This window comes from Thermoanaerobacter wiegelii Rt8.B1 (assembly GCF_000147695.2).
GTDB classification, from domain to species: domain Bacteria; phylum Bacillota; class Thermoanaerobacteria; order Thermoanaerobacterales; family Thermoanaerobacteraceae; genus Thermoanaerobacter; species Thermoanaerobacter ethanolicus.
The window spans coordinates 505,125-531,308 of record NC_015958.1; the positions used below are offsets into that span (position 1 = coordinate 505,125).

At 35.3% G+C, this 26,184-nt stretch carries 24 protein-coding genes and 3 pseudogenes; 20 read left to right on the top strand and 7 right to left on the bottom strand.

Annotated elements, in window-relative coordinates; all coding sequences use genetic code 11:
- Positions 1–9 precede the first annotated feature (9 nt).
- Positions 10–402, top strand: a complete 393-nt coding sequence (locus THEWI_RS02390) for a hypothetical protein (RefSeq protein WP_014062304.1) — start codon at positions 10–12, stop codon at positions 400–402.
- Between the two features lie 128 nt (positions 403–530).
- Here THEWI_RS02390 and THEWI_RS14655 read toward each other — a convergent pair.
- Positions 531–740: pseudogene (locus tag THEWI_RS14655) on the bottom strand (ABC transporter ATP-binding protein); the annotation flags it as partial.
- Between the two features lie 133 nt (positions 741–873).
- Here THEWI_RS14655 and THEWI_RS02395 point away from each other — a divergent pair.
- The 11 genes and pseudogenes from THEWI_RS02395 to THEWI_RS02430 all read left to right on the top strand — a co-directional run bounded on the left by THEWI_RS02395 (position 874) and on the right by THEWI_RS02430 (position 9,293).
- Positions 874–1,230 carry a GntR family transcriptional regulator gene (locus THEWI_RS02395; protein WP_014062305.1) on the top strand — a complete coding sequence of 119 codons (357 nt, stop codon included), beginning with the start codon at positions 874–876 and terminating at the stop codon, positions 1,228–1,230.
- Positions 1,223–1,819 carry a hypothetical protein gene (locus THEWI_RS02400; RefSeq protein ID WP_014062306.1) on the top strand — a complete coding sequence of 199 codons (597 nt, stop codon included), beginning with the start codon at positions 1,223–1,225 and terminating at the stop codon, positions 1,817–1,819. Before THEWI_RS02395 ends, THEWI_RS02400 begins: the two co-directional genes overlap by 8 nt.
- A 241-nt stretch (positions 1,820–2,060) precedes the next feature.
- Positions 2,061–3,101, top strand: coding sequence for a M42 family metallopeptidase (locus THEWI_RS02405; protein WP_014062307.1), 1,041 nt, complete (start codon positions 2,061–2,063; stop codon positions 3,099–3,101).
- Positions 3,092–4,111 (top strand): M42 family metallopeptidase, encoded by a 1,020-nt coding sequence (locus tag THEWI_RS02410; RefSeq protein ID WP_014062308.1) that lies wholly within the window; start codon positions 3,092–3,094, stop codon positions 4,109–4,111. Before THEWI_RS02405 ends, THEWI_RS02410 begins: the two co-directional genes overlap by 10 nt.
- Positions 4,108–5,091 carry a M42 family metallopeptidase gene (locus THEWI_RS02415; protein WP_014062309.1) on the top strand — a complete coding sequence of 328 codons (984 nt, stop codon included), beginning with the start codon at positions 4,108–4,110 and terminating at the stop codon, positions 5,089–5,091. The genes THEWI_RS02410 and THEWI_RS02415 overlap by 4 nt, the downstream gene beginning before the upstream one ends.
- 461 nt (positions 5,092–5,552) lie before the next feature.
- The gene (gene ltrA / locus THEWI_RS02420; protein WP_014062310.1) at positions 5,553–6,959 is read left to right on the top strand and encodes a group II intron reverse transcriptase/maturase; all 1,407 of its coding nucleotides are present in this window, start codon (positions 5,553–5,555) and stop codon (positions 6,957–6,959) included.
- 468 nt (positions 6,960–7,427) lie between these two features.
- The gene (locus THEWI_RS13620; RefSeq protein WP_052877848.1) at positions 7,428–7,760 is read left to right on the top strand and encodes a sigma factor; all 333 of its coding nucleotides are present in this window, start codon (positions 7,428–7,430) and stop codon (positions 7,758–7,760) included.
- 15 nt (positions 7,761–7,775) lie between these two features.
- Positions 7,776–7,946 (top strand): RNA polymerase sigma factor, encoded by a 171-nt coding sequence (locus THEWI_RS13815; protein ID WP_279625636.1) that lies wholly within the window; start codon positions 7,776–7,778, stop codon positions 7,944–7,946.
- A gap of 28 nt (positions 7,947–7,974) precedes the next feature.
- Positions 7,975–8,202, top strand: a complete 228-nt coding sequence (locus THEWI_RS14660) for a hypothetical protein (RefSeq protein WP_244262297.1) — start codon at positions 7,975–7,977, stop codon at positions 8,200–8,202.
- 5 nt (positions 8,203–8,207) lie between these two features.
- A pseudogene (locus tag THEWI_RS15525) lies at positions 8,208–8,294 on the top strand (hypothetical protein); the annotation flags it as partial.
- Complete coding sequence (locus THEWI_RS02430) at positions 8,295–9,293, top strand: DUF5643 domain-containing protein (protein ID WP_425274162.1); 999 nt, start codon at positions 8,295–8,297, stop codon at positions 9,291–9,293.
- A 311-nt stretch (positions 9,294–9,604) separates the two neighbouring features.
- On the opposite strand, the gene THEWI_RS02435 is transcribed toward THEWI_RS02430, so the two are convergent.
- Both THEWI_RS02435 and nifJ read right to left on the bottom strand, forming a co-directional pair.
- Positions 9,605–10,693, bottom strand: coding sequence for a VIT1/CCC1 transporter family protein (locus tag THEWI_RS02435; RefSeq protein ID WP_014062312.1), 1,089 nt, complete (start codon positions 10,691–10,693; stop codon positions 9,605–9,607).
- Positions 10,694–10,991: 298 nt separating this feature from the next.
- Positions 10,992–14,519 (bottom strand): pyruvate:ferredoxin (flavodoxin) oxidoreductase, encoded by a 3,528-nt coding sequence (nifJ, locus tag THEWI_RS02440; protein ID WP_014062313.1) that lies wholly within the window; start codon positions 14,517–14,519, stop codon positions 10,992–10,994.
- 498 nt (positions 14,520–15,017) lie between these two features.
- On the opposite strand from nifJ, the gene THEWI_RS02450 reads away from it, so the two are divergent.
- The 8 genes from THEWI_RS02450 (at position 15,018) to hepT (ending at position 22,725) form a co-directional block, all read left to right on the top strand.
- Positions 15,018–15,617, top strand: coding sequence for an HD-GYP domain-containing protein (locus tag THEWI_RS02450; RefSeq protein ID WP_014062314.1), 600 nt, complete (start codon positions 15,018–15,020; stop codon positions 15,615–15,617).
- Positions 15,618–15,631: 14 nt separating this feature from the next.
- Positions 15,632–15,838, top strand: coding sequence for a chemotaxis protein (locus THEWI_RS02455; protein WP_041589183.1), 207 nt, complete (start codon positions 15,632–15,634; stop codon positions 15,836–15,838).
- Between the two features lie 260 nt (positions 15,839–16,098).
- Positions 16,099–17,862 carry a methyl-accepting chemotaxis protein gene (locus THEWI_RS02460; protein WP_014062315.1) on the top strand — a complete coding sequence of 588 codons (1,764 nt, stop codon included), beginning with the start codon at positions 16,099–16,101 and terminating at the stop codon, positions 17,860–17,862.
- A 119-nt stretch (positions 17,863–17,981) separates the two neighbouring features.
- Positions 17,982–19,631 carry a urocanate hydratase gene (gene hutU, locus THEWI_RS02465; RefSeq protein ID WP_014062316.1) on the top strand — a complete coding sequence of 550 codons (1,650 nt, stop codon included), beginning with the start codon at positions 17,982–17,984 and terminating at the stop codon, positions 19,629–19,631.
- Between the two features lie 23 nt (positions 19,632–19,654).
- A complete protein-coding gene (gene ftcD / locus THEWI_RS02470; protein WP_014062317.1) occupies positions 19,655–20,551 on the top strand; it encodes a glutamate formimidoyltransferase in 897 nt (298 codons plus the stop codon).
- 9 nt (positions 20,552–20,560) lie between these two features.
- Positions 20,561–21,808 (top strand): imidazolonepropionase, encoded by a 1,248-nt coding sequence (gene hutI, locus THEWI_RS02475; protein ID WP_014062318.1) that lies wholly within the window; start codon positions 20,561–20,563, stop codon positions 21,806–21,808.
- 40 nt (positions 21,809–21,848) lie between these two features.
- Entirely contained in the window at positions 21,849–22,280 is a 432-nt protein-coding gene (locus THEWI_RS02480; RefSeq protein WP_014062319.1) for a nucleotidyltransferase domain-containing protein, read from the top strand.
- A 16-nt stretch (positions 22,281–22,296) separates the two neighbouring features.
- The gene (hepT, locus tag THEWI_RS02485; protein ID WP_014062320.1) at positions 22,297–22,725 is read left to right on the top strand and encodes a type VII toxin-antitoxin system HepT family RNase toxin; all 429 of its coding nucleotides are present in this window, start codon (positions 22,297–22,299) and stop codon (positions 22,723–22,725) included.
- 44 nt (positions 22,726–22,769) lie between these two features.
- Here the strand turns inward: hepT and THEWI_RS15755 are convergent, their stop codons facing one another.
- The 4 genes and pseudogenes from THEWI_RS15755 to THEWI_RS02500 form a co-directional block, all read right to left on the bottom strand.
- Positions 22,770–22,994 carry an alpha-glucosidase C-terminal domain-containing protein gene (locus THEWI_RS15755; RefSeq protein WP_483027928.1) on the bottom strand — a complete coding sequence of 75 codons (225 nt, stop codon included), beginning with the start codon at positions 22,992–22,994 and terminating at the stop codon, positions 22,770–22,772.
- 69 nt (positions 22,995–23,063) lie between these two features.
- Positions 23,064–24,337, bottom strand: a pseudogene (locus THEWI_RS15530) (alpha-glucosidase); the annotation flags it as partial.
- 26 nt (positions 24,338–24,363) lie between these two features.
- Positions 24,364–24,996 (bottom strand): carbohydrate ABC transporter permease, encoded by a 633-nt coding sequence (locus THEWI_RS02495; RefSeq protein WP_244262298.1) that lies wholly within the window; start codon positions 24,994–24,996, stop codon positions 24,364–24,366.
- A gap of 210 nt (positions 24,997–25,206) precedes the next feature.
- Positions 25,207–26,130 (bottom strand): carbohydrate ABC transporter permease, encoded by a 924-nt coding sequence (locus THEWI_RS02500; RefSeq protein ID WP_014062322.1) that lies wholly within the window; start codon positions 26,128–26,130, stop codon positions 25,207–25,209.
- Positions 26,131–26,184 lie beyond the last annotated feature (54 nt).

Consider the following 26,184-nt stretch of genomic DNA (forward strand, 5'->3'; position numbering starts at 1 on the left):
AGAGTGTTAATGAAAGAAGAAAATGTAGAGTTTAAAATGTTTTTTATATTGTTAATATATATTTATTTAATCGTAGGTAACATATTGTTACAAAAGATAATCCGTATTTCAGAAGCTACATACAACCAAATAATACTTGTGTGGGGTAATCTAATTTTTTATTTCGTTTTAGGAATATTATTAACAATTCCTTTCTTTTTAAGTGAAACAAAGAAAGAAGGGAATTGGATGATAAATTATAAATGTCTATTGGCTTTTATTTTACCCTTATTTGTAGTAGTTTTTTTGTATCTTTATCCCATCTTATTGGACCTTTCTTATGTACTAGGACATGTTATTAATGCACTATCTGTGGTAGCAGGATATTCATTGATTTTTATAGTCAGCAAGAATAAGAGATAGATTTAAAAATAAATTGGTACACCAACTGTAAAAATAACCCTCTGAGCTAGATTTACATCTCAGAGGGGGAGAATCAATAGATGTTTTATAGGAAAATCAATTTAAATTTCTTATTGTTACCTTGTTTATTAGGTACTTTTTAGATAGCCTACGATTATCTGGTTTAAGTGCGGATATTCGCCTATGTCTTCTTCTGTTCTTACCAGGACTTCGTTATTGAGGACTGCGATTACTTTTGCCCCTTTTATGTTTTCATTTAGGCTAACTATTCTGTGTTTTTGTTTCGCTTCATCAATGGAATCTGTATATAGTATTTTCCCATCTTTTATTATGGCAAATACTTCTGATGAAACTGGTGAATTTTATATAGATGCAACAGGCGGTTCTTTAAAAATTATAAACAAAAGCAAAGCTCCTATCGACATAAAAAATTCAGGCATTATAAAATTAATCAGAGAGTGATGGTGCAAGATGTTAAGAAAAGTAGATAAACACAGTGGAGTACCTGCATATTTACAAATAGTAAACATGATAAAATCAGAAATTTTATTAGGTAACCTTCAAAAAGGCAGTCCACTTCCATCTATCAGAGATTTACAGGTGATATTTGACGTAAATATAAATACAGTTATAAAAGCTTTAGAAAAATTAAAAAACGAAGGATATATAGAGTCAGAGCAAGGCATAGGATATTTTATAAAGAAAGACATTGATGTAGAAGAAGGTGTAATAAAAATTATAAGAGAATGTGTCACAAAATTGAAAAACAGTCGTATAGACTATTATACTTCTATGTTAATTTTTGAGGAGGTCTGGAAAAATGAATGAAGTGATAAATAAAATGGATATTTATATACAGAAAGAATTAAAGGAGAAAACTGTAAGAATACTTTTTCTTACTCTTCTACTATTCATACCAGTATTATTAATCAAAACAATTGCACTTTTGTTTTTGTCTGCCACTTTTATAGTGTATGATATAAGACATCAAAATGCAGAACTTTTATACTTCCTACCTTTTTCTAAAAAAGAATTGTTCCTTTACAATCTCATTTTCTTAAGCCTTGTTGTGATTGTAACTTCTGCTATTGGAGAAATATTTTTAGGAGTCCATTTTATAAATAAATTTGAGCCTATTTTGAGAAGTTTAATACTTTTACTTGCAATATTTGGACTTCAAATGACTTTTTCAGGCTTTGAGATGGATGGATTAGGTTGGAGCGCTTTTATAGTTTTCTTAGATGCGCTTTTCGGATATATGGGCACAACAGATATCAATAGCTTTGCCTTCAATCCTTATAGTTTAATAAGTTTTACACGACAGGGCAATTTACTGTTATCCTTAATATTCTCTTTACTAGATATGCTATCTATGTCTTTTACTGAAATTGATTTATCCGGCAGAAAATTTTCATGAGGGCGTAAGTCAGAAATTTCATTAGAACTATTCGGGATAGTTATTGGAGGAATATTAATATGAATACCTAGAATATCAATTTTTGTACCATTGTCTTTTATAATTTCTGTCTTAACATTAGTATTTAAGCTAGAAAAAATAAGAAGGAATTTAAAGATCTATGTAGAAATAATAAACTTGTAGAGGTTAATCATTAAAATTTGAAGGTGGTTTAATAAAACTATACGGGAAGGGGTAGAAAATGGATTATAAGGATTTATTAAAAAAGCTTAGTGAAAGCTACGGGGTTTCTGGGCATGAGAGAGGAATTTATGACCTCTTAAAAAAAGAATTTGAGCCAATTTCAGATGAAGTTAAAGAAGACAATTTTGGCAATCTTATTTTTAAAAAGAAGGGCACAAAAGGCAAGTACAAGGTGATGTTAGCAGCTCATTTAGATGAAATAGGTCTTATGGTGAAAGATATTGATGAGAAGGGATTTATAAAATTTACAACAGTAGGAGGGGTTGATCAGAGGACTCTTCCTTCCCAAGAAGTTATAGTTCACGGTAAAAAGGATTTATTGGGAGTTATAGGAAGTAAGCCACCACATCTTTTGTCTTCTGAGGACATGGAAAAAGCGATAAAAATAGATGATATGTATGTGGATGTTGGACTTCAAAAGGAGGAGGTAGAAAAGCTTGTAAGTATTGGAGATATAATAATCGTAAAAAGGGAGTTTAAAGAGCTTTTGAATGAGAATGTTTCGGGAAAAGCTTTGGACGATAGAGCAGGGGTTGTGGTGATGGCAGTATGCCTTGAGGAGCTCAAGAAGGTGTACCATTATCACGACGTATATGCTGTAGCCACTCTTCAGGAAGAGGTGGGAGTAAGAGGAGCTACGACTTCTTCTTGCAATATTGAACCTGATATAGCTATAGCGATTGATGTGACTCATGCGAAAGCGAGGGGAGTTAGCCGAGACATAGAGGTAGGGAAAGGGCCTGCGATTGGGAAGGGGCCTAATATTCATCCTGCTGTATATAAAGGGCTTGTAGATATAGCTAAAAAATACAATATAAATTATCAGATAGAGCCGCTTCCTGGGCATTCAGGCACTGATGCATGGGCAATCCAGGTGTCAAAAAAAGGAGTTCCTACAGGGCTTGTGTCAATACCTTTGAAGTACATGCATACTTCTGTGGAAACTGCTAATATGAAAGACATAATAGAAAGCGGCAGACTGCTGGCACACTATATTGCCAATCTGCCTGAGGAATTGGAGGGACATTTATGTTATTAAAGGAGTTAACTGAGCTTTTAGGTGCTTCTGGAGATGAAAAAGAGGTAAGAGAGAAAATAAGAGAAATAGTAAAACCTTATGTGGATGAGATTTATGTAGACAGAATTGGAAATTTAATAGCCTGCAAAAAAGGGAAAAAGGAAAAGCCAAAGGTGATGCTGGCTGCTCACATGGATGAAGTTGCTTTAATGGTGAAGTCTGTAAATGAAGACGGGACATTGAGTTTTTCTCCCGTGGGTGGAGTTGACAACCGTATTCTGGTAGCCAAAGCAGTAAAGGTAGGGGAGAAGAAGATAAACGGGGTAATAGGTGCAAAACCTATACATCTTCAGAAAAAAGGAGAGCAGGAAAAACCTCTTGACTTTCATGAACTCTATATAGACATTGGAGCAGCATCTAAAGAAGAAGCTTTAAAGCACGTTTCACCCGGTGACTATGTCTACTTTGAATCAAATTTTGAACTTTTGGGGGATGGATACGTTAAGGCAAAGGCTTTAGACGACAGAATAGGCTGTAACGTGCTGATAGAAATTCTGAAGAATACATATGAGTATCCTGTTTGTACAGCTTTTACAGTTCAAGAAGAAGTTGGTTTAAGAGGCGCAGGTGTAGCAGCTTACAATGTAGATCCTGATTTTGCAATAGTGGTAGAAGGCACTGTCGCTGCAGATGTTGTGGATTCAGAACCTCATTTGGTTTCTACAGAACTAGGGAAAGGACCAGCGATTTCACTTGTGGATAGAACCACTTTGTATGATAGAAAGATTATCGATAAAATCGTCAAGATAGCAGAAAAGAATAAGATACCCTATCAGTTTAGAAGAATAGCTAGCGGTGGTAATGACGCAGGGAAAATTCACATTACAAAGGGAGGAATAAAGACGGTAGCTATATCTGTACCTTGCAGGTATATTCATTCCTTCGATTCTGTAGCTAATCTGAATGACTTTGATAATACAGTTAAACTTGTAGACTTAGTGATTAAAAATATTGAGGAGGTATTAGGATGAGTGTAAATGTGGAACTTATAAAAAAGCTAACACAGGCTTTTGGACATTCGGGAAGTGAGGAGAAGGTTTTTGAGATTATAAAAGAGGAAGTCAAAGGCTTTTGCGATGAAATTACTCATGACGCAATGGGCAACATGATATGTGTGAAAAAGGGAAAGGGCAAAAAGATAATGGTGGCTGCTCATGCTGATGAAATAGGCATTATGGTTACGCATATTGAAGAGGAAGGCTTCTTGAGGTTTACAACGATAGGTGGCGTTTATGTAGAGCATCTGGTGGGAAGAAGAGTTGTGTTTAAAAATGGTACAGTAGGAGTGATTGGAGTAGAACATTTGGAAGATAAAAAGGATTTTAAACTAGAAAAGCTTTATATAGACATAGGAGCAAAGGATAAAAAAGAAGCTGAAGAGCTTGTCAGAATAGGAGATAGTGGGGCTTTTGTAGGGGAGTTTGTAGAAGCTGGAGATAGGTTAGTCTCCAAAGCTTTTGATGACAGAATAGGTTGTTATGTAGCGATTGAAGCGCTAAAAAACGTGAAGACAGAAAATGAGCTGTATTTTGTCTTCACAGTGCAGGAAGAAGTAGGTTTGAGAGGAGCTACTACAGCCGCTTACAGTATTAATCCTGATTTTGCTATTGCTGTTGATGTTACAGCAACGGGAGATACTCCTAAAGCGAAGAAAATGGCGGTAGCTCTTGGTAAAGGCGCAGCAATAAAGGTGATGGATAGGTCAATAATTGTGAGCCCTTCTGTAAGAGATATGATGATTGAAACTGCGAAAGAGAACAATATTCCGTATCAGTTAGAGATTCTAGAATTTGGGGGTACTGACGCAGGGGCAATTCACCTTTCAAGAGGGGGAGTACCTTCAGGGGTGATTTCTATTCCCACAAGGTATGTCCACAGCGTTTCAGAGATGGTGGATAAAAGGGATGTAGAGGCAAGTATTAACCTCCTGATAAAAATACTGGAAAAATAAAGCAAAAGACCCTGCTTTTCAAGTGGGGTCTTTTTATTTATGTGCGCCCGGCATGGGCGATAACTAGGCGGTGAAAGCCCGCTGTGGGCTTGGTAGTGGGAACCACTAGCCAAGAGCAAGGGTGTCCATCGTGAGGTGGAATCTGAAGGAAGCTTAAGGCAAAATCTCGGTCTGATGAACAAGAACCAGATAAGAGGCTGAATTGGGATGGATGAGTTTGCGTAACAAAACGAAGTCCAACACTACCCGAATCCCATACAGTAAATCTGGCAGATATATGAGATGAAAGTTATCGTTCTTACCCGGGGAGGTCTCAAGGATAAGTCATGGAAGTAAAATCTGAAGTGACAACCCATGCAGTGATGTATGGCTGAACCTTGAGAAGTCAGCAGAGGTCATAGTACTTATCTAGTCATGAATAGATAAGGAAGGACCGAACGTTAGGAGGTTTTGGAAATCTTATGGACTCGAAAGATATGCAGAGACTGCAGACAACTCAACAAAGAGGCTATCCGTTGAATAGAGAAATGGAATTTCAAAAGACAACGGAAGTGCATAGTATATCATCGGCGTCAGAAGATAGAAGAAACGATGTACAAAGATATACCAGCAATATGCTTGAGATGATAGTAGAACGAGAGAACATGAGATTAGCATACAAGCGAGTCGTTACAAATAAAGGGAGCCATGGAGTCGATGGGATGGAAGTAGATGAACTTCTACCGTATCTCAAAGAGAAATGGCCAACCATAAAGCAACAATTGCTGGAAGGGAAGTATAAACCACAACCAGTGCGAAGAGTAGAAATTCCCAAACCAGATGGAGGAGTAAGACTACTAGGAATACCTACAGCACTAGATAGGCTAATACAACAAGCAATAGCCCAAATACTAAATAGAGTCTACAACCATACATTTTCCGATAGCAGTTATGGATTCAGACCAAGACGCAGTGCAAAAGACGCAATAAAAGCCGCAGAAGCATATATAAATGAAGGATACGCATGGGTTGTAGATATGGACTTAGAAAAGTTCTTTGACAGAGTAAACCACGACATAATAATGTCCAAACTAGAAAAGCGGATAGGAGACAAAAGGGTACTAAAGTTAATACGAAGATACTTAGAATCAGGAGTAATGATAAACGGAATCAAAGTATCAACAGAAGAAGGAACGCTGCAAGGAGGGCCACTAAGTCCGTTATTAGCAAATATCATGTTGGACGAATTAGACAAAGAACTTGAAAAACGTGGGCATAAATTTTGTCGATATGCAGACGACTGCAACATATATGTAAGAAGCAGGTCTGCAGGAAACAGAGTAATGAAGAGCATAAAGAAATTCATAGAAAGCAAATTAAAACTAAAAGTCAACGAAGCAAAAAGTGCTGTAGATAGACCCTGGAGAAGAAAATTTCTTGGATTTTCATTCTATACAAAAGAAAATGAAGTGAGGATAAGAATCCATGAAAAATCCATCAAAAGGTTTAAGGAAAAAGTAAGAGAAATAACCAATCGGAACAAGGGAATAAGCATGGAAAACAGAATAAATAGACTAAATCAAATAACAACAGGATGGGTCAACTATTTTGGATTAGCAGACGCAAAAAGCATAATGAAAACCCTTGACGAATGGATAAGGCGAAGACTAAGGGCATGTATATGGAAACAATGGAAGAAGATAAAAACGAAGCATGATAACTTAGTAAAACTAGGAGTAGAAGATCAAAAAGCCTGGGAATATGCCAATACAAGGAAAGGCTATTGGAGAATTTCCAACAGCCCAATCCTGAACGCAACTCTTACAAACAAATACTTTGAAAGCATTGGATACAAGAGTTTAACAAAAAGATATCTAACTGTGCATTAGTTCCTAATGAACCGCCGTATACCGAACGGTACGTACGGTGGTGTGAGAGGACGCTGAATAAAATAATTATTCAGCTCCTACTCGATGGACTTACGCATTTTCACTAGAGGTGCTATTTTTTTGAATTTACAGGCCAGTTGACTATAAAAAATACAGCCACTGTGAGGAGAACAAGCCCTGCTATTGCCCAGATGAGATTTTTAAGGTTGAATTTAAACATCTTTTCTCCCTCCTCGGGAAGAGGTTAAAATTTATTGTTCTTACTTTCATTGTACAAGATATTAAGGGCAATATCAACACTTTTTAAAATCAGACAAAGGGGACGGTTCCTTTTGTCTGATTACTAAGTTGTTCAGATGAAAGGAACCGTCCCCTTTGTCCGCTGAATGTCTGAATAATTTTTTATGAAGGTAAAACTATTTTTGAAATTTCTGTGTCTAATTTATAGAAGTGATAGGAGAGGCTTATATGAATATAGAAGAACTTGTGAGTAGAGCTAAAAAGGGCGACGATGATGCTTTTTACGAATTAATAAGTAATTTAAAAGAACAGCTTTATAGAATCGCATTTTCTTATTTAAAAAATGAAGAAGAATCTCTCGAAGCTTTGCAAGAGGTGACTTATAGGGTTTATATAAATATCAAAAAATTAAAAAAGGCTAAATATTTTAACAGTTGGGTTATACGTATAATGATAAATTATTGTATAAATGAGCTTAGGAATAAAAAAAGGTTTACTAATAAGGAAGTTTTAGAAGAAAAAGAGTTACAAGAAACGAATTCATTTATGAATTTTGACTGAATAGAGATAGAGACAATACTTAATCAAATGGAAGAAAAATATCAAACAGTTATTAGATTAAAATACCTATATGATTTAAAAATTTCTGATATTGCATTTATAATGAATAAACCTGAAGGCACAGTAAAAACTTGGCTTTATAAAGCGTTAAAAAAATTAAGAGAAAATTTCATGGAGGTGAAATAGTATTGGAAGAAATGCAGAAAAAGTGCTGATGGAAATTAGTGAAAGTATAAATAAAATTGAGGTTCCTGAAGAAGTAGAAAATTATATAAAAAAGGGGATAGAAAAAGGGAGAAACAAAAAGATATTACAGAAGAAAAAAAGGATGCTTTCTTATGCTGCTGCAAGTATTTTAATAATTTTCTTTGTGTTGTCTATTAGGTTATCTCCCAGTGTGGCAGCGTATGTTAGCCAAATACGGGTTTTGAAGCAATTGTAAATCTTATTAGATATGATAAAGGCCTAGATCTAGCAGTAAGAAATGATTTTATACAGCCTCTTAATATTTCAAAAGAATATGATGGAGTAAAAGTGACGATAGGAGGAATTATCGTTGATGAAAGTCGCATTATAATCTTTTATTCCATCAAAAATGAATCTGGAAAATCACTGGAACTAAAGAATATAGAAGTATACAATGAAAAGAATCAACCTTTAGAAGAAATAAGTTTAAGCTGGAGTGGTTTTGATAATAATAGTGTAGAAAAAGAAAGTTTTATAGATATTGCTTTTTCGGGAGATAACAACAGCATACCGGAAGTATTAAATTTAAGTATGCAATTTAAAGGCCTAAAATCCAATACATTTAACTTTTCTATTCACATAGATAAAGATAAATTTAAGGGACTAAAAGAAGTTTATACTGTAAATAGAACAATAGAAATAGATGGTCAAAAAATTACTTTCGAAAAAGCCATTGTTTATCCTACACGTATTGCTCTTTATATTCATTATAACCCTTTAAACAGCAAAAAAATACTTGGTTATCCGGATATAGGAATTGTGGATGAGAAAGGAGATATATTTGGCCAAATAAGTAATGGGGTATCTGGTACAAGAAAAGATGACAACAATACAGTACTTTATTTTCAGAGTAATTATTTTAAAAAACCGAAAGAACTATATGTAGCTTTTTCAAAGGTTAAAGCAATTGATAAGGATAAGGCGGAGGTAATTATAGATTTAAAGAATAAAATGATTTTAAAAAAACCGGATGAAAAGTTGAAGTTAAATGATATAGTGTACAATAAAAATGATATACAGCTTACATTTACGCTTGAAAAAATAGATAATACAAATAATTTTTATAGTCCTTTTTACAGTGAATTTGAAGATTCATCTATGAAAAAATATCATTTTTTAGGGGAGGAGATTCATGGAGGAAGGGAAGGAAAAGTAGAGGAAGTTTTAATTAGGATACCAAACGTTTCTTATGACAATTCAATTAAACTAAAAATCATTGACTATCCTAATTTTATTGGGGGAAAAGAAGTAAAAGTGAGAGTAAAACAAAGGGAAGTAATTAAGTAAAATTTAGGAAAGCTATAACCTCTGTAGATGGTTATAGCTTCTTTTATAGTTTCTCTCTTAGCCATAAACTGTTCAAAAAAACAGCCATATATCGCCTATCCGTATTGTGTAACTTTACCTGAACATCTTTTTTAATGAGTTTTTTATTGTACTGTTCTATTTCTTCAAAGTTTTTTGGAGGATTATTAGCCTGAGTCTGAGAACGAGCGTTAGTTTAGTCTGCTTTGTTGCTGGAGCAGACTTGCAAAGTGCCAATCAAAAAACATACTTTGTCTACAGTTTATGAGGAGGGTTTTCGTCCTCCTTATTTTTTATGCACTTATTCCAAATACTTTTTGCACTAGAGTTCCAAAGAGATATGATAAAACTGCTGCTCCAAGGCCTGTTGCTACCATTTCTAAAACCTTTCCTTTTATAGACAGACTTTCTGAAGCGACAGATACTATAATTCCTACTATAGAAAGTGCTATTGCTGCAAAAATTACTGAAAATGCAAGAGCTACTAAAGAGGATGAAGTGATTATAAAGTAAGGCAAAACGGGGAATACAAGTCCTACAAGGTATGCGATACCAGTATATAGAGCAGATTTTATTTCGTTTTCAGAAATCTCTTCAGTTAAAAGATTTGTCATGGCATCTTCATTGTCACTAAGTTTGTTTACAATTTCTCTCCCGATATCTTCTGGTATACCGGATTCGGATAGTTTATTTAAAAATTCCTCTTTTGCCCTGTCTTTTGAGACTCTAAATAAAAGCTCCATTTTCTTCTTTATACCCTCATTTACTTGTCTTTGAGACCTTACAGAGGTGTATGCACCTATTGCCATAGAAAGAGCACCAGCTACTCCTACTACCAAGCCAGCAGTGCCAACAGTGATGGGGCTTTTTGGATAAACAGCTGAAAGTCCCGTTACAGTTCCTAAAATTTCCACAAGACCATCGTTCATTCCAAGTATAAAGTCTCTTATGTTTTCTATGCTGAATTTGTCTTTTTGGCTGCTAAACATTTTTTCATGTTCAAGTTCATCTTCTATGATTTTTGATAGAATTAATTTTTCTTCTTCTGTAAGAGAAGCTTCGTTAAAATAGCGATAATAGGATTCGGTACTTGTTGCTTCATTCATCTCAAGTATTGTGACAAATAATTTACTTCCTAATAAAGTTCTCAATATTTTATAAGTAAAAAGCCTAAATTTACGAGATTTTTCTTCCGGAATTTCTATATTTCTGTCTTTTAAAAATTGATGCCAAAATTTTGCGTGAGCTTTCTCTATTTTTGCAAGTGCTTCAAAATTACTTTTAGTTTGTGGATTTTTCTCAACTTTCGCGAGGTATGTATAAAGGTCGGCAGCTTCAACTTCTTCTTTGTAAAAACTGATAGCTTGGTCTATAGGATTCATTTACCATACCGTCCTTTCTGAGTGAAATTTTAAATGAGCAAGAATAACAAAAAATAAATAAAATGCTATACTAGTGCATATAATTTTACATATGATATATTTACAAAAGTGACAAACACCCGTATATATTATACCACATTAGAATTAATATTAATGGTTACAGACATTTGCAGTGTGTATCACAAGTTTGTAGGTCGCGCGCTTTGTGCATAATGTCAGCTATATTATTTTTCCTACTAAAATTTTACACACATGCCTTTTGCAGAGATAAAAAAGGAGGGAATGTTCCCTCCATTTTTTATTCATCTTTTGCCAATCTTTCGTAGATTTTATACCTCTCTTGAGCTTGCTTCTCAGCTTCTTCAAAGAGCTTTTGTGCTTTTTCAGGGAAAGTCTTCTCAAGAGCTGAGAATCTGATTTCGCCCTGTAAGAAGTCTTTAACAGAGAGTTTTGGCGGCTTAGAATCGAGGATGAATGGATTCTTTCCTTCTTTCTTGAGAAGCGGATTGTATCTATAGAGAACCCAATATCCTGCTTCTACAGCTTTCTTTTCTTCTAATTGGCTGCAGCTCATACCTTGTTTTATGCCATGAGCGATACATGGAGCATAAGCTATGATGAGAGATGGTCCTGGATAGCTTTCAGCTTCGACTAATGCCTTAATTAATTGTGTCTGGCTTGCTCCCATTGCAACCTGTGCTACATATACATATCCGTATGTCATTGCCATTCTTCCCAAGTCTTTCTTGCCAATTGGTTTACCTGCTGCTGCAAATTGTGCTACTGCACCTACTGGTGTTGCCTTTGAAGATTGTCCACCTGTATTTGAATAAACTTCTGTATCGAATACTAAGACGTTTATATCTTCTCCCGAAGCAAGTACATGATCTAATCCGCCATAACCTATATCGTATGCCCAACCGTCGCCACCAAATATCCATTGAGACTTCTTGATGAGGTAATCTTTTCTTTCAAGTACTTCATTAATAAGCTCTTTTACTTTTGCGTCTTCTGCTTTATAGTTTTGAAGTATTGGTAACAATTTTATGGCAGCTTCTTTTGATTTTTTGCCGTCCATCATGTTGTCAAGCCAGAATTGCAATGCTTCTTTTAGCTCTGCTGTGATGTTAAGCTCCAACAGTTCTTTTACTATATCAGCTAATTTTGCTCTTTGTTGTTTTACAGCTAATGCCATGCCAAGACCAAATTCTGCGTTGTCTTCAAAAAGGGAATTTGCCCAGGCTGGTCCTTTTCCTTCATGGTTTGTACAATATGGTGTAGATGGTGCACTTGCTCCCCAAATTGAAGAACAACCTGTAGCATTCGCTATCATCATTCTATCGCCAAAAAGCTGTGTGACAAGTTTAGCGTAAGGTGTTTCACCGCATCCTGCGCAAGCACCTGAGAATTCAAGCAGAGGCTTTTCGAACTGGCTTCCTTTTACTGTTTCTTTGCTCATTGGGTTTTCTTTTGGTGATAAAGTCATTGCGTATTCCCAGTTCTTTGCTTCTTCCATTTGTGTTTCTAAAGGCTTCATTACAAGTGCTTTTTCTTTTGCAGGACACTCATTTACGCAAACGCCGCAACCTGTACAGTCAAGGACACTGACTTGAATTCTGTAGTATAGTCCTTCAAAGCCCTTTCCAATAGCCTTTTTAACTTTAAATCCTTCTGGTGCGTTTTTAACTTCCTCTTCTGTGAGCAAGAAGGGCCTTATTGCAGCATGTGGACATACAAAAGCGCATTGGTTACATTGTATACAGTTATCTATTTGCCACTCAGGTACGTCAACAGCAATTCCACGTTTTTCATAAGCTGCAGTACCTGGTGGAAAGGTACCATCTTCTCTTCCGAGGAAGGCACTTACAGGAAGTTTGTCTCCTTCCAATCTATTCATTACATCGGCAACATTTTTTACAAAATCAGGTGCTTGTCTTTCTTCTTTTGGCTCATCTTCAGCATCTGCCCAAGAAGCAGGTACTTCTACTTTGACTAAAGAATTTATACCTCTATCTACAGCCTCGTAGTTCATCTGTACTATCTTTTCGCCTTTATGTCCGTATTCTTTTACGATAGCTTCTTTTAAGTGCTTTACTGCCTCTTCAATTGGTATTATGTTTGTGAGTTTGAAGAAAGCAGATTGCATTATCATGTTAATTCTTCCGCCTAAACCTATTTCTTTTGCGATGTCTACAGCGTTGATGATGTAGAAGTTAATGTTATGTTTAGCTAAATATCTTTTGATTGAAGCAGGCAATTTTTTGTCTAATTCTTCAACTTTCCAATTGCAGTTTAGAAGGAAAGTACCGCCATCTTTTAATCCTGCCAATATGTCATAGTTGTAAACGTAAGATTGCTTATGGCAGGCAATGAAGTCTGCTTTGTTAATTAAATAAGTAGACCTTATTGGCTTTTTACCAAATCTTAAGTGGGATACTGTTACACCGCCTGACTTCTTTGAATCGTAAGAGAAGTAAGCTTGCACATACAAATCTGTATTGTCGCCTATAATCTTTATAGCGCTCTTGTTTGCACCAACTGTACCATCAGAACCAAATCCCCAGAATTTGCAGCTGGTTGTTCCCTCTGGTGCTGTGTCAACTTCTTCTCCTACAGGAAGGGATGTAAAGGTTACATCATCTATTATTCCTATTGTGAAGTGGTCTTTTGGCTCATCAGCTTTGAGGTTCTCAAATACAGCAATGATCTGTGCAGGTGTAGTATCTTTTGAGCCAAGACCATAACGACCTCCAACAATGACTGGACGCAATTCACTATCAAAGAAGGCAGTTTTTACATCTTCATATAAAGGTTCGCCAATTGAACCGGGTTCTTTTGTTCTGTCAAGCACAGCTATTTTCTTTACTGTCTTTGGTATTACGTCTAAGAAGTGTTTTATAGAGAAAGGCCTATAAAGATGTACTTTTACGACACCTACTTTTTCTCCTTTTTTCATCAAGTAATCTACTGTTTCTTCAATAGTTTCTGTTACAGAACCCATTGCAATTATTATTCTTTCTGCATCTGGTGCACCATAATAGTTGAACAGCTTATATTCTCTGCCTGTTAATTTGTTTATTTCATTCATGTAATATTCTACGATTTCAGGTATAGCATTGTAGAATCTATTAGCAGCTTCTCTTCCTTGGAAGAATATGTCTGGGTTTTGAGCTGTACCTCTTGTTACAGGATGTTCTGGATTTAGTGCTCTTTGTCTGAATGCTTTTAAAGCTTCATAGTCTACAAGTTTTTTGAGGTCTTCGTAATCTAAAACTTCGATTTTTTGCACTTCGTGAGATGTTCTAAATCCGTCAAAGAAGTGCAAGAAAGGTACTCTTCCTTTAATTGCAGAAAGGTGTGCGACGCTTGCTAAATCCATTACTTCCTGTACACTGCCAGAAGCAAGCATAGCAAAACCTGTTTGGCGGCATGCCATAACGTCAGAATGGTCACCAAAAATTGAAAGAGCATGTGTTGCAACGGCACGTGCACTTACATGGAATACTCCAGGTAAAAGCTCCCCTGCAATTTTGTACATGTTGGGAATCATTAAAAGAAGTCCTTGTGATGCAGTAAATGTCGTTGTTAGAGCTCCTGCTGCCAGTGATCCGTGAACAGCCCCTGCAGCACCTGCTTCTGACTGCATTTCAATAACTTTTACCGGCTGACCAAATATGTTCTTTCTTCCATGTGCACTCCATTCATCTACCACTTCTGCCATTGGAGACGATGGAGTTATGGGGTAAATCGCAGCTACTTCCGTAAAAGCATAAGCCACATGGGCAGCAGCTGTGTTACCATCCATGGTCTTCATTACTTTAGCCATTTCTTTACTCCTCTCCTTATTTAAATATAATTAAATAAAAAGGTCACCAATCAAAGAAGGATGTACCTGATATAGCACAGTATACAATATTTCATTTTATTATATAACAGGTATTTATAGAGTGTATAACAGACCGTATTAATTTAGATTTTTGCTTTTATTAAAGCTATATAACAGGTACATAATAATTATACCACACCAACTAGAAAATTAAAACTTTTTTGTGACAAATCCATATCAAAAAATTTAGCTGTGGTTTCTCCACCAAATGAAACGAGGATAATCATTACAACAGCTATTGTACATTGCAACCAATAGCGTTTTTGGGTATACCATTTTCGAGAAGGAATGATTGTCAAAAAAATTCGATAAGAAAAAAACTGTATTTTTTTTTTTTTTTTTTTTTTTTTTTTTTTTTGAAACTTTTTTAAAATTGACATTATAAGAAACAAATAGTATAATTTTTTTGTCAAATTATGTCGAAAAGAAGGGAAAACGGTGGAAGTATACAATTACAGCGAGTATTATCTTATAAAGCATTTAATGACGAGTTTGAAACATTATCACTATATAACTTATTTACACAGTATAAGAGTTGCGAAACTTACTTATTTAGTTTCTAAAAAATTAGGATTACCCAAAGAGGAGCAAATTTATAACTGTAAGGGGGGATTATTACACGATATTGGCAAGGTATTAGTACCTGTCACCATTCTTGACAAGCCAGCTCCGCTTACAGAGTTGGAATACGAGTTTGTGAAGATACATTCAAGTTATGGCTCGGAAATGTTGAAAATTTTTCCTTCATTGAAGGATTTGGTCCCAGGGTTACTTTACCATCATGAAAGGCTAGATGGTTCTGGCTATCCTTTTGGTGTCAGTATTATTCCTTTAAGTGCTCAAATAATAGGAATTTGTGATTCTTTTGATGCAATGACTACAAAAAGGCCTTATAATGAAAAGAGGTTAAAAAGTATACACGAGGCAATATTTGAATTAAAAACCCAACCACAAAAATATAATTACAAAATCGTAGAAGCACTGGAAGAAGTCTTGTGGGAAAAAAAGGGGGATCAACAACACTTTATTTCTATATAATGGGAGGGTAACAAATGAAAAGCATTAGAACAAAACTTTTGGTGTTTATGCTCTTGTTTATTTTAATTCCCCTTGTTATAACAGGATATTTTTCAACAAATATTGCAGAGAGTATTCTTAAAAACAAGATAAACGATTCCAATCAAGCAGCTTTATCGGTTTTAAATAAGTACATAAATTCTTTTAAACAAAACACAGAAGATAGTGTAAAATTTCAGTAGGTGATTAAGCAGGAAAAAGAGGTGCAAATGTAGAAAAAAGACCTCACCGTAAAAAAAATCAAAACAACATCAAAAGGGAGGTGAGGTCTGATATGTTATTAGATGTTCGACACATAGTGGGTGCAATCCTGCTTTTTGTAGAAGGTTTAATAAAAATAATAAAAGAGAATAAAGATTTTTATATAGCAGAACCCCTTAATTTGTGAGGATTTTGGGGTTCTGCAAAGACCTATGGATACTAAACAAAGGAGGAACATTAAATGAAAAAACTGAAAAAAGTAGGTACAAAAAGTATTAAATCAACATTAGTTTTAATGTTCATTGCAGTAACTTTAATAAGTATGTCTGTTTTAGGTTTTGCTGCTTATAATGTATCTAAAAAGGCACTTTTAAATCTTGGAGAAACCGCACTAAAAAATAAAGTAAATATGGGAATTGCTTTCATGGAAGCATTAGAAGAACAAGTTCAAGCGGGTAAACTAACAAGAGAAGAAGCACAAGAAATTTTTAAATCTAAGATGTTAAATCCTAAAAAGGAAGATGGAAAAACCAGAGGTCAAAATGATAAACTAGAACTAAATATAGGAGCTTATATGTATGCTATAAATAGTCAAGGAATAGAAATGATGCATCCATATAAAGAAGGAGAAGATATATCCGAAGTAGTAGACCCTAAAGGTAATAATATAGTAAAGCTTATTATTGAAGAAGGTAGGAATCCTAAAAATAATGGTATTATACATTTTTATTGGCAGAATCCTGGCGAGAAAAAAATGCGTCCTAAAACTAATGCAGTTGGGTATTTTGCGCCCTGGGATTGGTTTGTAAATGTTGGTGCTTATGATGAAGACTTTTATAGACCAGTAAAAACAGTTCTTAATGTAATAATTATAATATCAATAATAAATTTAATTGTTGGTTCTATGCTTATTATTTGGTTCCTTAATAGAAAACTTAATCCTCTTAATGAACTATCAAAAACAATGGAAGAGGGAGCAAATGGTAATTTGAATGTAAATATTGATATTAAATCAAAAGATGAAGTTGGAATACTGGCAAACAGCTTCAACACAATGATAGAAGGAATAAAGAAACTTGTTTTTGACATAAAGAGCATATCAGAATCTGTAAATCATTCTGCAGAGAATTTAGCAGTAGCATCAGAGCAGGCAGCTCAAGCCACGCAGGATGTTGCAAAAGCCATTGAAGAAATCGCACAAGGAGCTTCCAGCCAAGCAAAAGAGGCAGAGGAGAGTGCTACAGCGACTGTAGTACTTGGGCAACTAATAGATAACTCATTAAAAAATGCAGAAGACATAAACCATGAAATAGAGAATGTAAACATGGTATCAAGTGAAGGACTTGTAACAATAAAAGAGCTAATAGAGAAGACAAAACACACAATAGAAGCAAATAACAATGTAAAAGAATCCACAAATTATCTTTTAGAAAAATCTACGGAAATAAGCAAGATTGTAGAGACGATAACAGGCATAGCAGACCAGACAAATCTTTTATCACTAAACGCGGCAATAGAGGCAGCGAGAGCAGGAGAAGCAGGAAGAGGCTTTGCAGTTGTAGCAGATGAAGTGAGGAAATTGGCAGAACAGTCCTCACAGGCAGCGAGAAACATAGCAAACTTAATATCTGAAATACAAAACACTATTAACAATACCTACAAAACAGTAGAAGACTCAACAAAATCGATAGAAGAGCAAAGCAATGTAGTCAATACTACAAAAGATGTGTTTGAAGGAATAATTCATGCAGTGAATTTCATAGTAGAAAAAATTGATAATCTTAATAAATCTTTAAAGGAGATAGAATCTCACAAGAACAAAATAGTTGATTCAATACAGAACATAGCGGCTGTATCAGAAGAGTCAGCGGCATCAGCGGAAGAAGTATCCGCAACATCACAAGAACAGTCGGCAATTGTGGAAGAGATGGCATCAACAGCAAATGAACTTAAGAATTATGCCAATACGCTTATTGAGGCAATTAAACAATTTAAAGTTGAGTAAAGGCGGGGTCATTCCCGCTTTTTAAATTTAAAAATGTATAAATATTAGCAGGATTTTTGAAGTGATAAATAGAAATATACTATATCACCAAATTAAAAAATTTATGGGGGGATTTAAATATGTCAAGAGTTATAAGAGCGCCAAGGGGGACCACATTACATTGCAAGAATTGGCAAATAGAGGCGCCTTACAGGACTTTGATGAACAATCTAGATCCGGAGGTAGCAGAGGACCCGGCGAATTTGATAGTGTATGGAGGAGCAGGAAAAGCTGCAAGGAATTGGGAAGCTTTTGATAAAATAATAGAGAGCTTAGAAAATTTGGAGGAAGATGAGACACTTCTCATACAATCTGGGAAACCTGTAGGAATTTTTAAAACTCATACAATGGCACCAAGAGTGCTCATATCCAATGCAATGTTAGTACCTGCATGGGCTAATTGGGAAAATTTCTGGGACCTTGAGGCAAAAGGGCTTACCATGTATGGGCAAATGACAGCAGGAAGTTGGATATATATAGGAACACAAGGGATTATAGAAGGAACTTTTGAGACTTTTGCAGCTCTTGCTAAAAAACATTTTGATGGAACATTGAAGGGAAAGTTTGTACTTACAGCCGGACTTGGAGGTATGAGCGGAGCGCAGCCTTTAGCAGTTACCATGTTGGATGGCGCATGCCTTGTAGTAGAAGTGGACAGAAATAGAATACAGAGAAGATTAGATACTAAATACCTTGATGTAATGACAGACAATCTTGACGAAGCTTTAGAAATGGTTTTGAAAGCGAAAGAAGAAGGAAAGCCTTTGTCAGTTGGACTTGTCGGAAATGCCGCAGATGTCCATCCTGAGCTTGTAAGGAGAGGAATAATTCCAGACGTTGTAACAGACCAGACATCAGCCCATGACCCATTAAACGGATATGTGCCAAATGGAATGACACTAGAAGAGGCATTTGCTCTTAGAAAATCAAATCCGGAGGAATATATAAAGAGAGCTAAAAAAGCTATGGCAGAGCACGTTTCAGCAATGCTTGAGATGCAAAAAAGAGGAGCAATAGCTTTTGATTACGGCAATAACATAAGGAGAATGGCTTATGATGAAGGGGTAAAAGAGGCTTTTAATATCCAAGGTTATGTTCCTGAGTATATAAGAGATTTATTCTCTGAAGGGAAAGGACCTTTCCGCTGGATTGCATTATCAGGAGACCCTGAGGATATTTACAAGACTGACGAAAAAGTTTTAGAACTTTTTCCTGAAGATAAACTGCTTGAAAGATGGATTAGGTTAGCGAGAGAAAAGATTAAATTCCAAGGATTGCCTGCGAGGATTTGTTGGTTAGGATATGGCCAAAGGGCGGAATTTGGACTTGCAATAAATGAAATGGTGAGAAAAGGCGAACTGAAAGCTTCTATTGTAATAGGTCGTGACCACCATGATACAGGTTCTGTCGCATCCCCTTACAGAGAAACGGAGGCAATGAAAGATGGCAGTGATGCTATCGCAGATTGGCCAATACTTAACGCCTTGTTAAATACTGCTTCAGGAGCTACATGGGTATCAGTACATCACGGCGGTGGAGTTGGAATAGGATATTCAATACACGCAGGAGTAGTGGTGTGTGCCGATGGAACAAAAGAGTCTGACTTGAGAATAGAGCGAGTTTTGACCTCTGACCCTGGTTCTGGTGTTATGAGACATGCAGATGCTGGATATGAAATTGCAATAAGAACTGCGAAAGAAAAAGGAATAAAAATGCCTATGCTAAAATAATGTTGGAAAGGATGAGGAAATAAATGGATCAGATAATTGAATGTGTACCTAATTTTAGTGAAGGAAGAGACCAAGAAAAAATAGCACAGCTTGTCAAAGAAGTTGTGTCGACTGAAGGAGTAAAGCTTTTGGATTACTCTTCCGATAAAGACCACAACAGGACAGTTATAACCTTTTGTGGAGATGCAAAGGGAGTAAAAGAAGCGGCTTTTAAGCTCATTAAAAAAGCTTCAGAGATAATTGATATGAGGTACCATAAAGGAGAACATCCGAGGATTGGGGCAACAGATGTGGTGCCCTTTATACCTGTGAAAAATGCTACAATGGAAGAATGTATCCAAATTGCAAGAGAAGTAGGAGAAAGGGTTGGAAGAGAGCTTAATATACCTGTGTATTTATATGAAGAAGCTGCTATAACTCCTGAAAGAAAAAATTTAGAGAATATAAGGCGGGGAGAATATGAAGGCTTTTTTGAAAAGATAAAACAGCCGGAATGGAAGCCAGACTTTGGTCCGCAGGAGATGAACCCCAAAAGCGGTGCGACAGTGATTGGCGCAAGAAATTTTCTCATTGCCTACAATGTCAATCTTGCTACAGACAATATTGATATAGCTAACAAAATTGCTAAAGCTATCCGATTTTCAAACGGCGGTTACCGGTATGTAAAGGCGATGGGGGTGGAATTAAAAGAAAGAGGAATTGTGCAGGTGTCGATGAACCTTACTGATTTTAATAAAACACCTATTTACAGAGTTTTTGAAACAATTAAAGCAGAAGCTAGTAGGTATGGGGTAAATGTTATAGGCAGTGAAATAATAGGGCTTGTGCCAGCAAAGGCTTTGTTTGATGTGGCAGATTATTATTTAAGAATAGAGAACTTTTCTGAAAATATGGTTTTAGAAAACAGAATATACGAATGAGGTGTTAAAATGGAGGCAGATTTGTTAATATACAACATTAAGAAAATTTATACACCTCTTGGCAATTGCCCACAATGTGGAAGTGACATGGAAAAGATAGAGGAGATTGAAAATGCTTACATTGCAATAAAAGATGGAAAAATTGTAGCGGCAGGGAAATCACCTGCCGCAATTTCTGCAAAAGAAAAAATTGACGCAAAAGGCATGATTGCAATTCCTGGATTTGTAGACCCTCATACTCATCTTATACATTATGGCTCAAGAGAAAATGAAGTGGCACTTAAATTAAAAGGGTATTGTTATGTAGACATATTAAAGCAAGGTGGAGGAATACTTTCTACTGTTAATGCAACCAGAAATGCTTCTGATAACCAATTGATAGAAAAAGCTATGAAAAGCCTTGATATAATGCTATCTCATGGCACTACTACTGTAGAAGTAAAAAGTGGATATGGACTTAGCACAGAAGAAGAGATAAGGCTTTTAAGACTTATGAATAAGCTTAATTCAATCTCTCTTGTGGATATTGTTCCTACTTTTTTAGGGGCTCATTCAATACCCACGGAGTTTAAGGAGAATTCTTGGGGATATGTTGATAAAATTATAAATGAAATGATTCCCAAAGTAAAAGAGGAAAATCTTGCAGAGTTTTGTGATGTTTTTTGCGAAGATGGAGCTTTTGACTATGAACAGTCTAAAAAGATATTAGAAGAGGCTAAAAAGTATGGAATGAAACTTAAAATTCACGCTGATGAGTTGACACAAAGTGGTGGAGGAGAATTGGCGGGAATATTAGGTGCTGTAAGCGCAGATCATCTTGAAGAGGTATCTGAAAAAGGAATTGAACTTATGAAAAAAGCAGGTACTGTAGGGGTACTTCTTCCTGGAGTTTCTTACTTTTTAGATAGACCTTATGCCAATGCAAGAAAATTAATTGAAAAAGGTCTTGCTGTGGCTCTTGGTACGGATTACAACCCGGGGACAAGCCCTACAGAAAATTTACAGCTTATAATGTCTTTTGCGTATATAAAAATGAAAATGTCTGCCAAAGAGATTTTAACTGCTGTGACTTTAAATGCAGCTTGTGCTATTGATAAGGGTAACGATATAGGAACAATAGAAAAAGGGAAAAAAGCTGATATACTTTTAATCGATGCACCTAACCTTGACTATGTGATGTACCATTTTGGAGTAAACCATGTAAATACAGTCATAAAGTCTAAAGAGGATAAGGCGGTTGTAATTGGGGTGATGTAAAATATTGCAATTTGTGATATAATTATATGTGGTGATTGGTATGTATAGTGTTTCAGAAAAATTAACTAATATATGTAAAAAATACAATATCGCATTGGTGTATTTATTTGGCTCGCAAAAGGAAAATGCACTAAAATTGTTGAAAGAGGAAAAAGTAGTTATTGACGATCCGTTGACTGATATTGATGTTGGAATAGTCTTTTTAGAAAATATAGAATTTATGAAAGATCGATATAAAATTTATGCCAATGTTTACAATGAAATGGAAGAGATATTTAAGCCATACAAATTAGACCTCATATTTTTACAAGAAAGGCATTCCATTTTCCAATGTGAAGCTTTAAAGGGAATTTGCATTTATTACTATTCAGAAGAATTTAAAGATGCATATGAAATGCGAATTTTGAGGCGTGCAGCAGATTTCAAATATGTCTATGATAAATACAATGAAGAAGTTTTAGAAAAGTATTAAAAATGTGGTGAAAAGTATGATAAATCGTCAGTTAATAATAGAAAGACTTACGCTTATTGATGGCTATTTAAAAGAATTAAGAGCCTTAGCTTCTATTGATAAGAATTCTTTTTTAAGTGACAAAAGAAATGCAGCAGCAGCTGAAAGTTTTTTAAGGCGTACTCTCGAGGCAATATTTGATATAGGCAGGCACATTTTAGCTAAAACAGGGAATATTGATTTATCAACCGAATATAAATCAATTGCAAGAGGATTAGGAGAGTATGGATATGTAAGTCCAGAATTAAGCGATAAGTTAGTACAAATGGCTGGATATAGAAATCGCATGGTCCATTTATATAATCTGGTAACAGAGGAAGAGCTGTATGAGATTATTACTTCGGAACTTACTGATATTGAAGAGTTCATATCTGACATAAAAAATAAAGTGTTAGAAGTAAAATAATTGTGTAAAAAATCCACAGTAGGAGCTGTGGATTTTTTACACTTTTATATTTTATATACCCTTGCTTCATATGGCTTTAAAATAATTTTTTCTTGGATGTTATCATCAACTGGATAGTTGTTTATTAAAAGCTGGGGAGAATGAGTAAATATCTCTTTTGGTGCAGCAAAATCAACATTATCTTCTGAAAAGTTTAGTACAACCAAAAGCCTTTGGTTTTCATAACTTCTTGTATATGCAAAGATTTTTTCATCATCTTTATATAGCATCGCGATATCGCCGTATACAATAACAGGGAATTTTTTCCTAAGCTCAATCAGCTTCTTGTAATAATAAAATATGGAATTTTTATCCTTTAATGCCTTTTTAACATTTATCTCTTTATAATTGGGATTTACCTTAATCCAGGGTATACCTGTTGTAAAACCGGCGTTTTTTGTATCGTCCCATTGCATTGGTGTTCTTGCATGGTCTCGGCTGCGCTTGTTCAAAATTTCCAGAAGTTCATCATCGCTTTTACCTTGTTTTTTCATTTCGTTATACCAATTTAAAGTTTCTACATCTTTAAATTCCACAATGCTTTCAAACTTACAATTTGTCATACCAATTTCTTCACCTTGATAAATATATGGTGTTCCTTGCCATGTATGAAGAAGCGTGGCCAAAAGTTTTGCTGATTCTTCTCTATATTTTTTATCATTTCCAAAGCGTGAAACCATTCTTGGTTGATCATGATTGTTCAAGTATAACGAATTCCAACCTTTGTCTTTTAGGGTTAAATACCATTTGTACATAACTTCCTTGAAATCTGTAAGTTTCCATGGTTTTATATCCCATTTGCTATTACCACAGTCAATGCCCATGAGTTCAAAGTGAAAAAGCATGTTTAATTCATTTCTATCATGTTCCACATATAATTTTGCAATTTCGGGAGTTACAAATGGGGTTTCACCAACGGTCATGATGTCATACTTGCTTAAAACCTCTTTGTTCATTTCTTGTAAATATTGATGAACCTTAGGACCATTTGCGTAATATTTTGCGCCGACAAGACCACCATACTTTTCACCTTCTACATCGTCGGGTAGTCCTTCAACTTTTGAGATTAGATTTATAACATCCATTCTAAATCCATCAATACCTTTGTCTAGCCACCACTTCATCATTTTGTATATCTCTTGTCTAACCTTAGGGTTATCCCAGTTTAGATCTGGTTGTTTGACTGCGAAAAGATGCAGGTAATATTCATCGGTTGTAGGGTCATACTCCCACGCAGAGCCGCTAAAAAAAGAGGCCCAATTATTAGGTGGGTTGCTATTTTTGCCCTTTCGCCAAAAATAAAAGTCTCTGTAAGGATTATCTTTTGACTTTCTTGACTCTAAAAACCATATTCATCCATAATAGCATAATAATCACTAATATCGTAACCATTATCTGTATTTGGTGATTTATAAATTGGATTTAACCAAATGACATCTATGCCGAGCTCTTTTAAATAGTCAAGTTTTGTTATTACACCTTGCAAATCCCCAATTCCATCTCCATTTGAGTCATAAAAACTGCGAGGATATATTTGATATACAACTGCCTCTTTCCACCATTTTTTTTGCATTTTTAAAGACACTCCTTTCTCTCTATTTATCCCTTTACTGCACCAGCGGTTAATCCAGATATTATCCTCTTTTGGAATATGAGGACCATTATTATAAGGGGTACTGTTACAACAACAGATGCTGCTGCAATGTCTCCCCAAGGAAGGTCATGCTCACCAGGAAACATAGCTATACCAACGGGGACTGTCCTCATTGAGTCTTGTGTGTTAAATACAAGAGCGAAGAGAAATTCATTCCATGCAGCTATAAACGTGAGAATAGCAGTTGTAAACATACCTGGGGTAGCAAGAGGCATTATTATCTTTAAAAATGCTTGCATAGGAGTAGCACCATCTACTTTTGCAGATTCCTCAAGTTCAAAGGGGATTTCTTTAAAAAATGAAGTTAAAATCCACAAAGAAAGAGGAATTGCAAAAGTAGTGTATGTTAATATAAGCCCGAGGTAGCTATTCAATAAATTTATACTTTTTAAAAAAAGAAACAAGGGGCTTACTATAGCAATTCCCGGAAACATAGATACAGACAGAACTAAAGAAAGTATTATCGCTTTTCCTTTAAATTTAAGCCTTGCTAAAGCATATGCTGCAAAAGAAGAAACAAAAAGGCTAAACAGAGTGGTAACAGATGCTACTATAAAGCTGTTTTTTAGATATGTCAAAAAGGGCCTTTTGGTAAATACATTTACGTAGTAACCCGTATAAATTTTGCTCGGAATCCAGGTTGGAGGGATGCTAAACAGTTCTTGTGGAGTTTTAAATGACGTAAGCAACTGCCATAAAAATGGGAAAATTATATATACGAGAAATATTATTAAAAACGTATAAAATACGAGTTGATTTACAGTGTTTTTAAATTTCATTTTTTCACCTCATTCTAAAATATTTTTATCTAAAAGTCTTATATACATCATTGCAAAGATGAATACAAAAACGAATATTATAACAGCTATTGCAGAGCCCATTCCAAAATCGAGGTTTCTAAAAAGTGTTTTATATGCATATATTGATAGGGTTTCTGTTGAGTTTCCTGGTCCTCCTCCTGTCATTACAAAAATTAGGTCAAACACTCTAAAAGCATCTAAAGTTCTAAAGATAAGAGCAACTAAAATTGTGGGTTTTAGCAAAGGCAAAGTGATACTAAAAAATTGTCTTATACTTCCTGCACCGTCTACTCTTGCTGCTTCATAAAGGTCATGAGATATGTTTTGAAGTCCAGCAAGCAGTAATAAAGCCATAAAAGGGGCAGTTTTCCATACATCTGCAAATATAGCGGCACCCATCGCTAAAGAAGGTGTACCCAACCATGCTCTGTAACTGTGAATTAACCCTATTCTCATAAGAATGTCATTTAATACACCAAATTGGTCATTATAAATGAATTTCCACATAAGGGCAGAAACTATAGTGGGGATTGCCCATGGAACTAACACGGCAGCCCTTGCCAATCCTGTTCCTTTAAATTTTTTATTCATCAAAAGTGCCATTATCATTCCAAGCACTAATTCCAACGTTACAGATACAACTGTAAAAATAATTGTATTTGAAGTAGCTGACCAAAATCTCGGGTCATGAAATAATAGGGCGTAATTTTGAAATCCTACAAAGTGGGTCAGCCCCACAAGTTGAAGTTTCATATAGTAAAGACTCAATTTAAAAGTATTTAATACAGGATATAAAGCTATTGCAATAATACACAATAAAGCAGGAGCAACTAATATATATCCCAATGTGGCTTCACTTAGCTGGAACTTAGAGTTTTTAGTTGGGGATGTTAAATTTTTTTGTTCTACCACGATATCACCTCTTTATATTAAGTGGCAGCAAAAGCTGCCACTTTGGTTTTGTAT

Coding starts and splice junctions, on each gene's coding strand:
- THEWI_RS02405 (WP_014062307.1), top strand. CDS start 2,061: ATGGATTATAAGGATTTATTAAAAAAGCTTAGTGAAAGCTACGGGGTT.
- THEWI_RS02415 (WP_014062309.1), top strand. CDS start 4,108: ATGAGTGTAAATGTGGAACTTATAAAAAAGCTAACACAGGCTTTTGGA.
- nifJ (WP_014062313.1), bottom strand. CDS start 14,519: ATGGCTAAAGTAATGAAGACCATGGATGGTAACACAGCTGCTGCCCAT.
- hutU (WP_014062316.1), top strand. CDS start 17,982: ATGTCAAGAGTTATAAGAGCGCCAAGGGGGACCACATTACATTGCAAG.
- THEWI_RS02435 (WP_014062312.1), bottom strand. CDS start 10,693: ATGAATCCTATAGACCAAGCTATCAGTTTTTACAAAGAAGAAGTTGAA.
- THEWI_RS15755 (WP_483027928.1), bottom strand. CDS start 22,994: ATGCTATATAAAGATGATGAAAAAATCTTTGCATATACAAGAAGTTAT.
- THEWI_RS02400 (WP_014062306.1), top strand. CDS start 1,223: ATGAATGAAGTGATAAATAAAATGGATATTTATATACAGAAAGAATTA.
- THEWI_RS14660 (WP_244262297.1), top strand. CDS start 7,975: ATGGAAATTAGTGAAAGTATAAATAAAATTGAGGTTCCTGAAGAAGTA.
- THEWI_RS02395 (WP_014062305.1), top strand. CDS start 874: ATGTTAAGAAAAGTAGATAAACACAGTGGAGTACCTGCATATTTACAA.
- hutI (WP_014062318.1), top strand. CDS start 20,561: ATGGAGGCAGATTTGTTAATATACAACATTAAGAAAATTTATACACCT.
- THEWI_RS13620 (WP_052877848.1), top strand. CDS start 7,428: ATGAATATAGAAGAACTTGTGAGTAGAGCTAAAAAGGGCGACGATGAT.
- hepT (WP_014062320.1), top strand. CDS start 22,297: ATGATAAATCGTCAGTTAATAATAGAAAGACTTACGCTTATTGATGGC.
- ftcD (WP_014062317.1), top strand. CDS start 19,655: ATGGATCAGATAATTGAATGTGTACCTAATTTTAGTGAAGGAAGAGAC.
- THEWI_RS02455 (WP_041589183.1), top strand. CDS start 15,632: ATGAAAAGCATTAGAACAAAACTTTTGGTGTTTATGCTCTTGTTTATT.
- THEWI_RS02410 (WP_014062308.1), top strand. CDS start 3,092: ATGTTATTAAAGGAGTTAACTGAGCTTTTAGGTGCTTCTGGAGATGAA.
- THEWI_RS02480 (WP_014062319.1), top strand. CDS start 21,849: ATGTATAGTGTTTCAGAAAAATTAACTAATATATGTAAAAAATACAAT.
- THEWI_RS02390 (WP_014062304.1), top strand. CDS start 10: ATGAAAGAAGAAAATGTAGAGTTTAAAATGTTTTTTATATTGTTAATA.
- ltrA (WP_014062310.1), top strand. CDS start 5,553: ATGGACTCGAAAGATATGCAGAGACTGCAGACAACTCAACAAAGAGGC.
- THEWI_RS02460 (WP_014062315.1), top strand. CDS start 16,099: ATGAAAAAACTGAAAAAAGTAGGTACAAAAAGTATTAAATCAACATTA.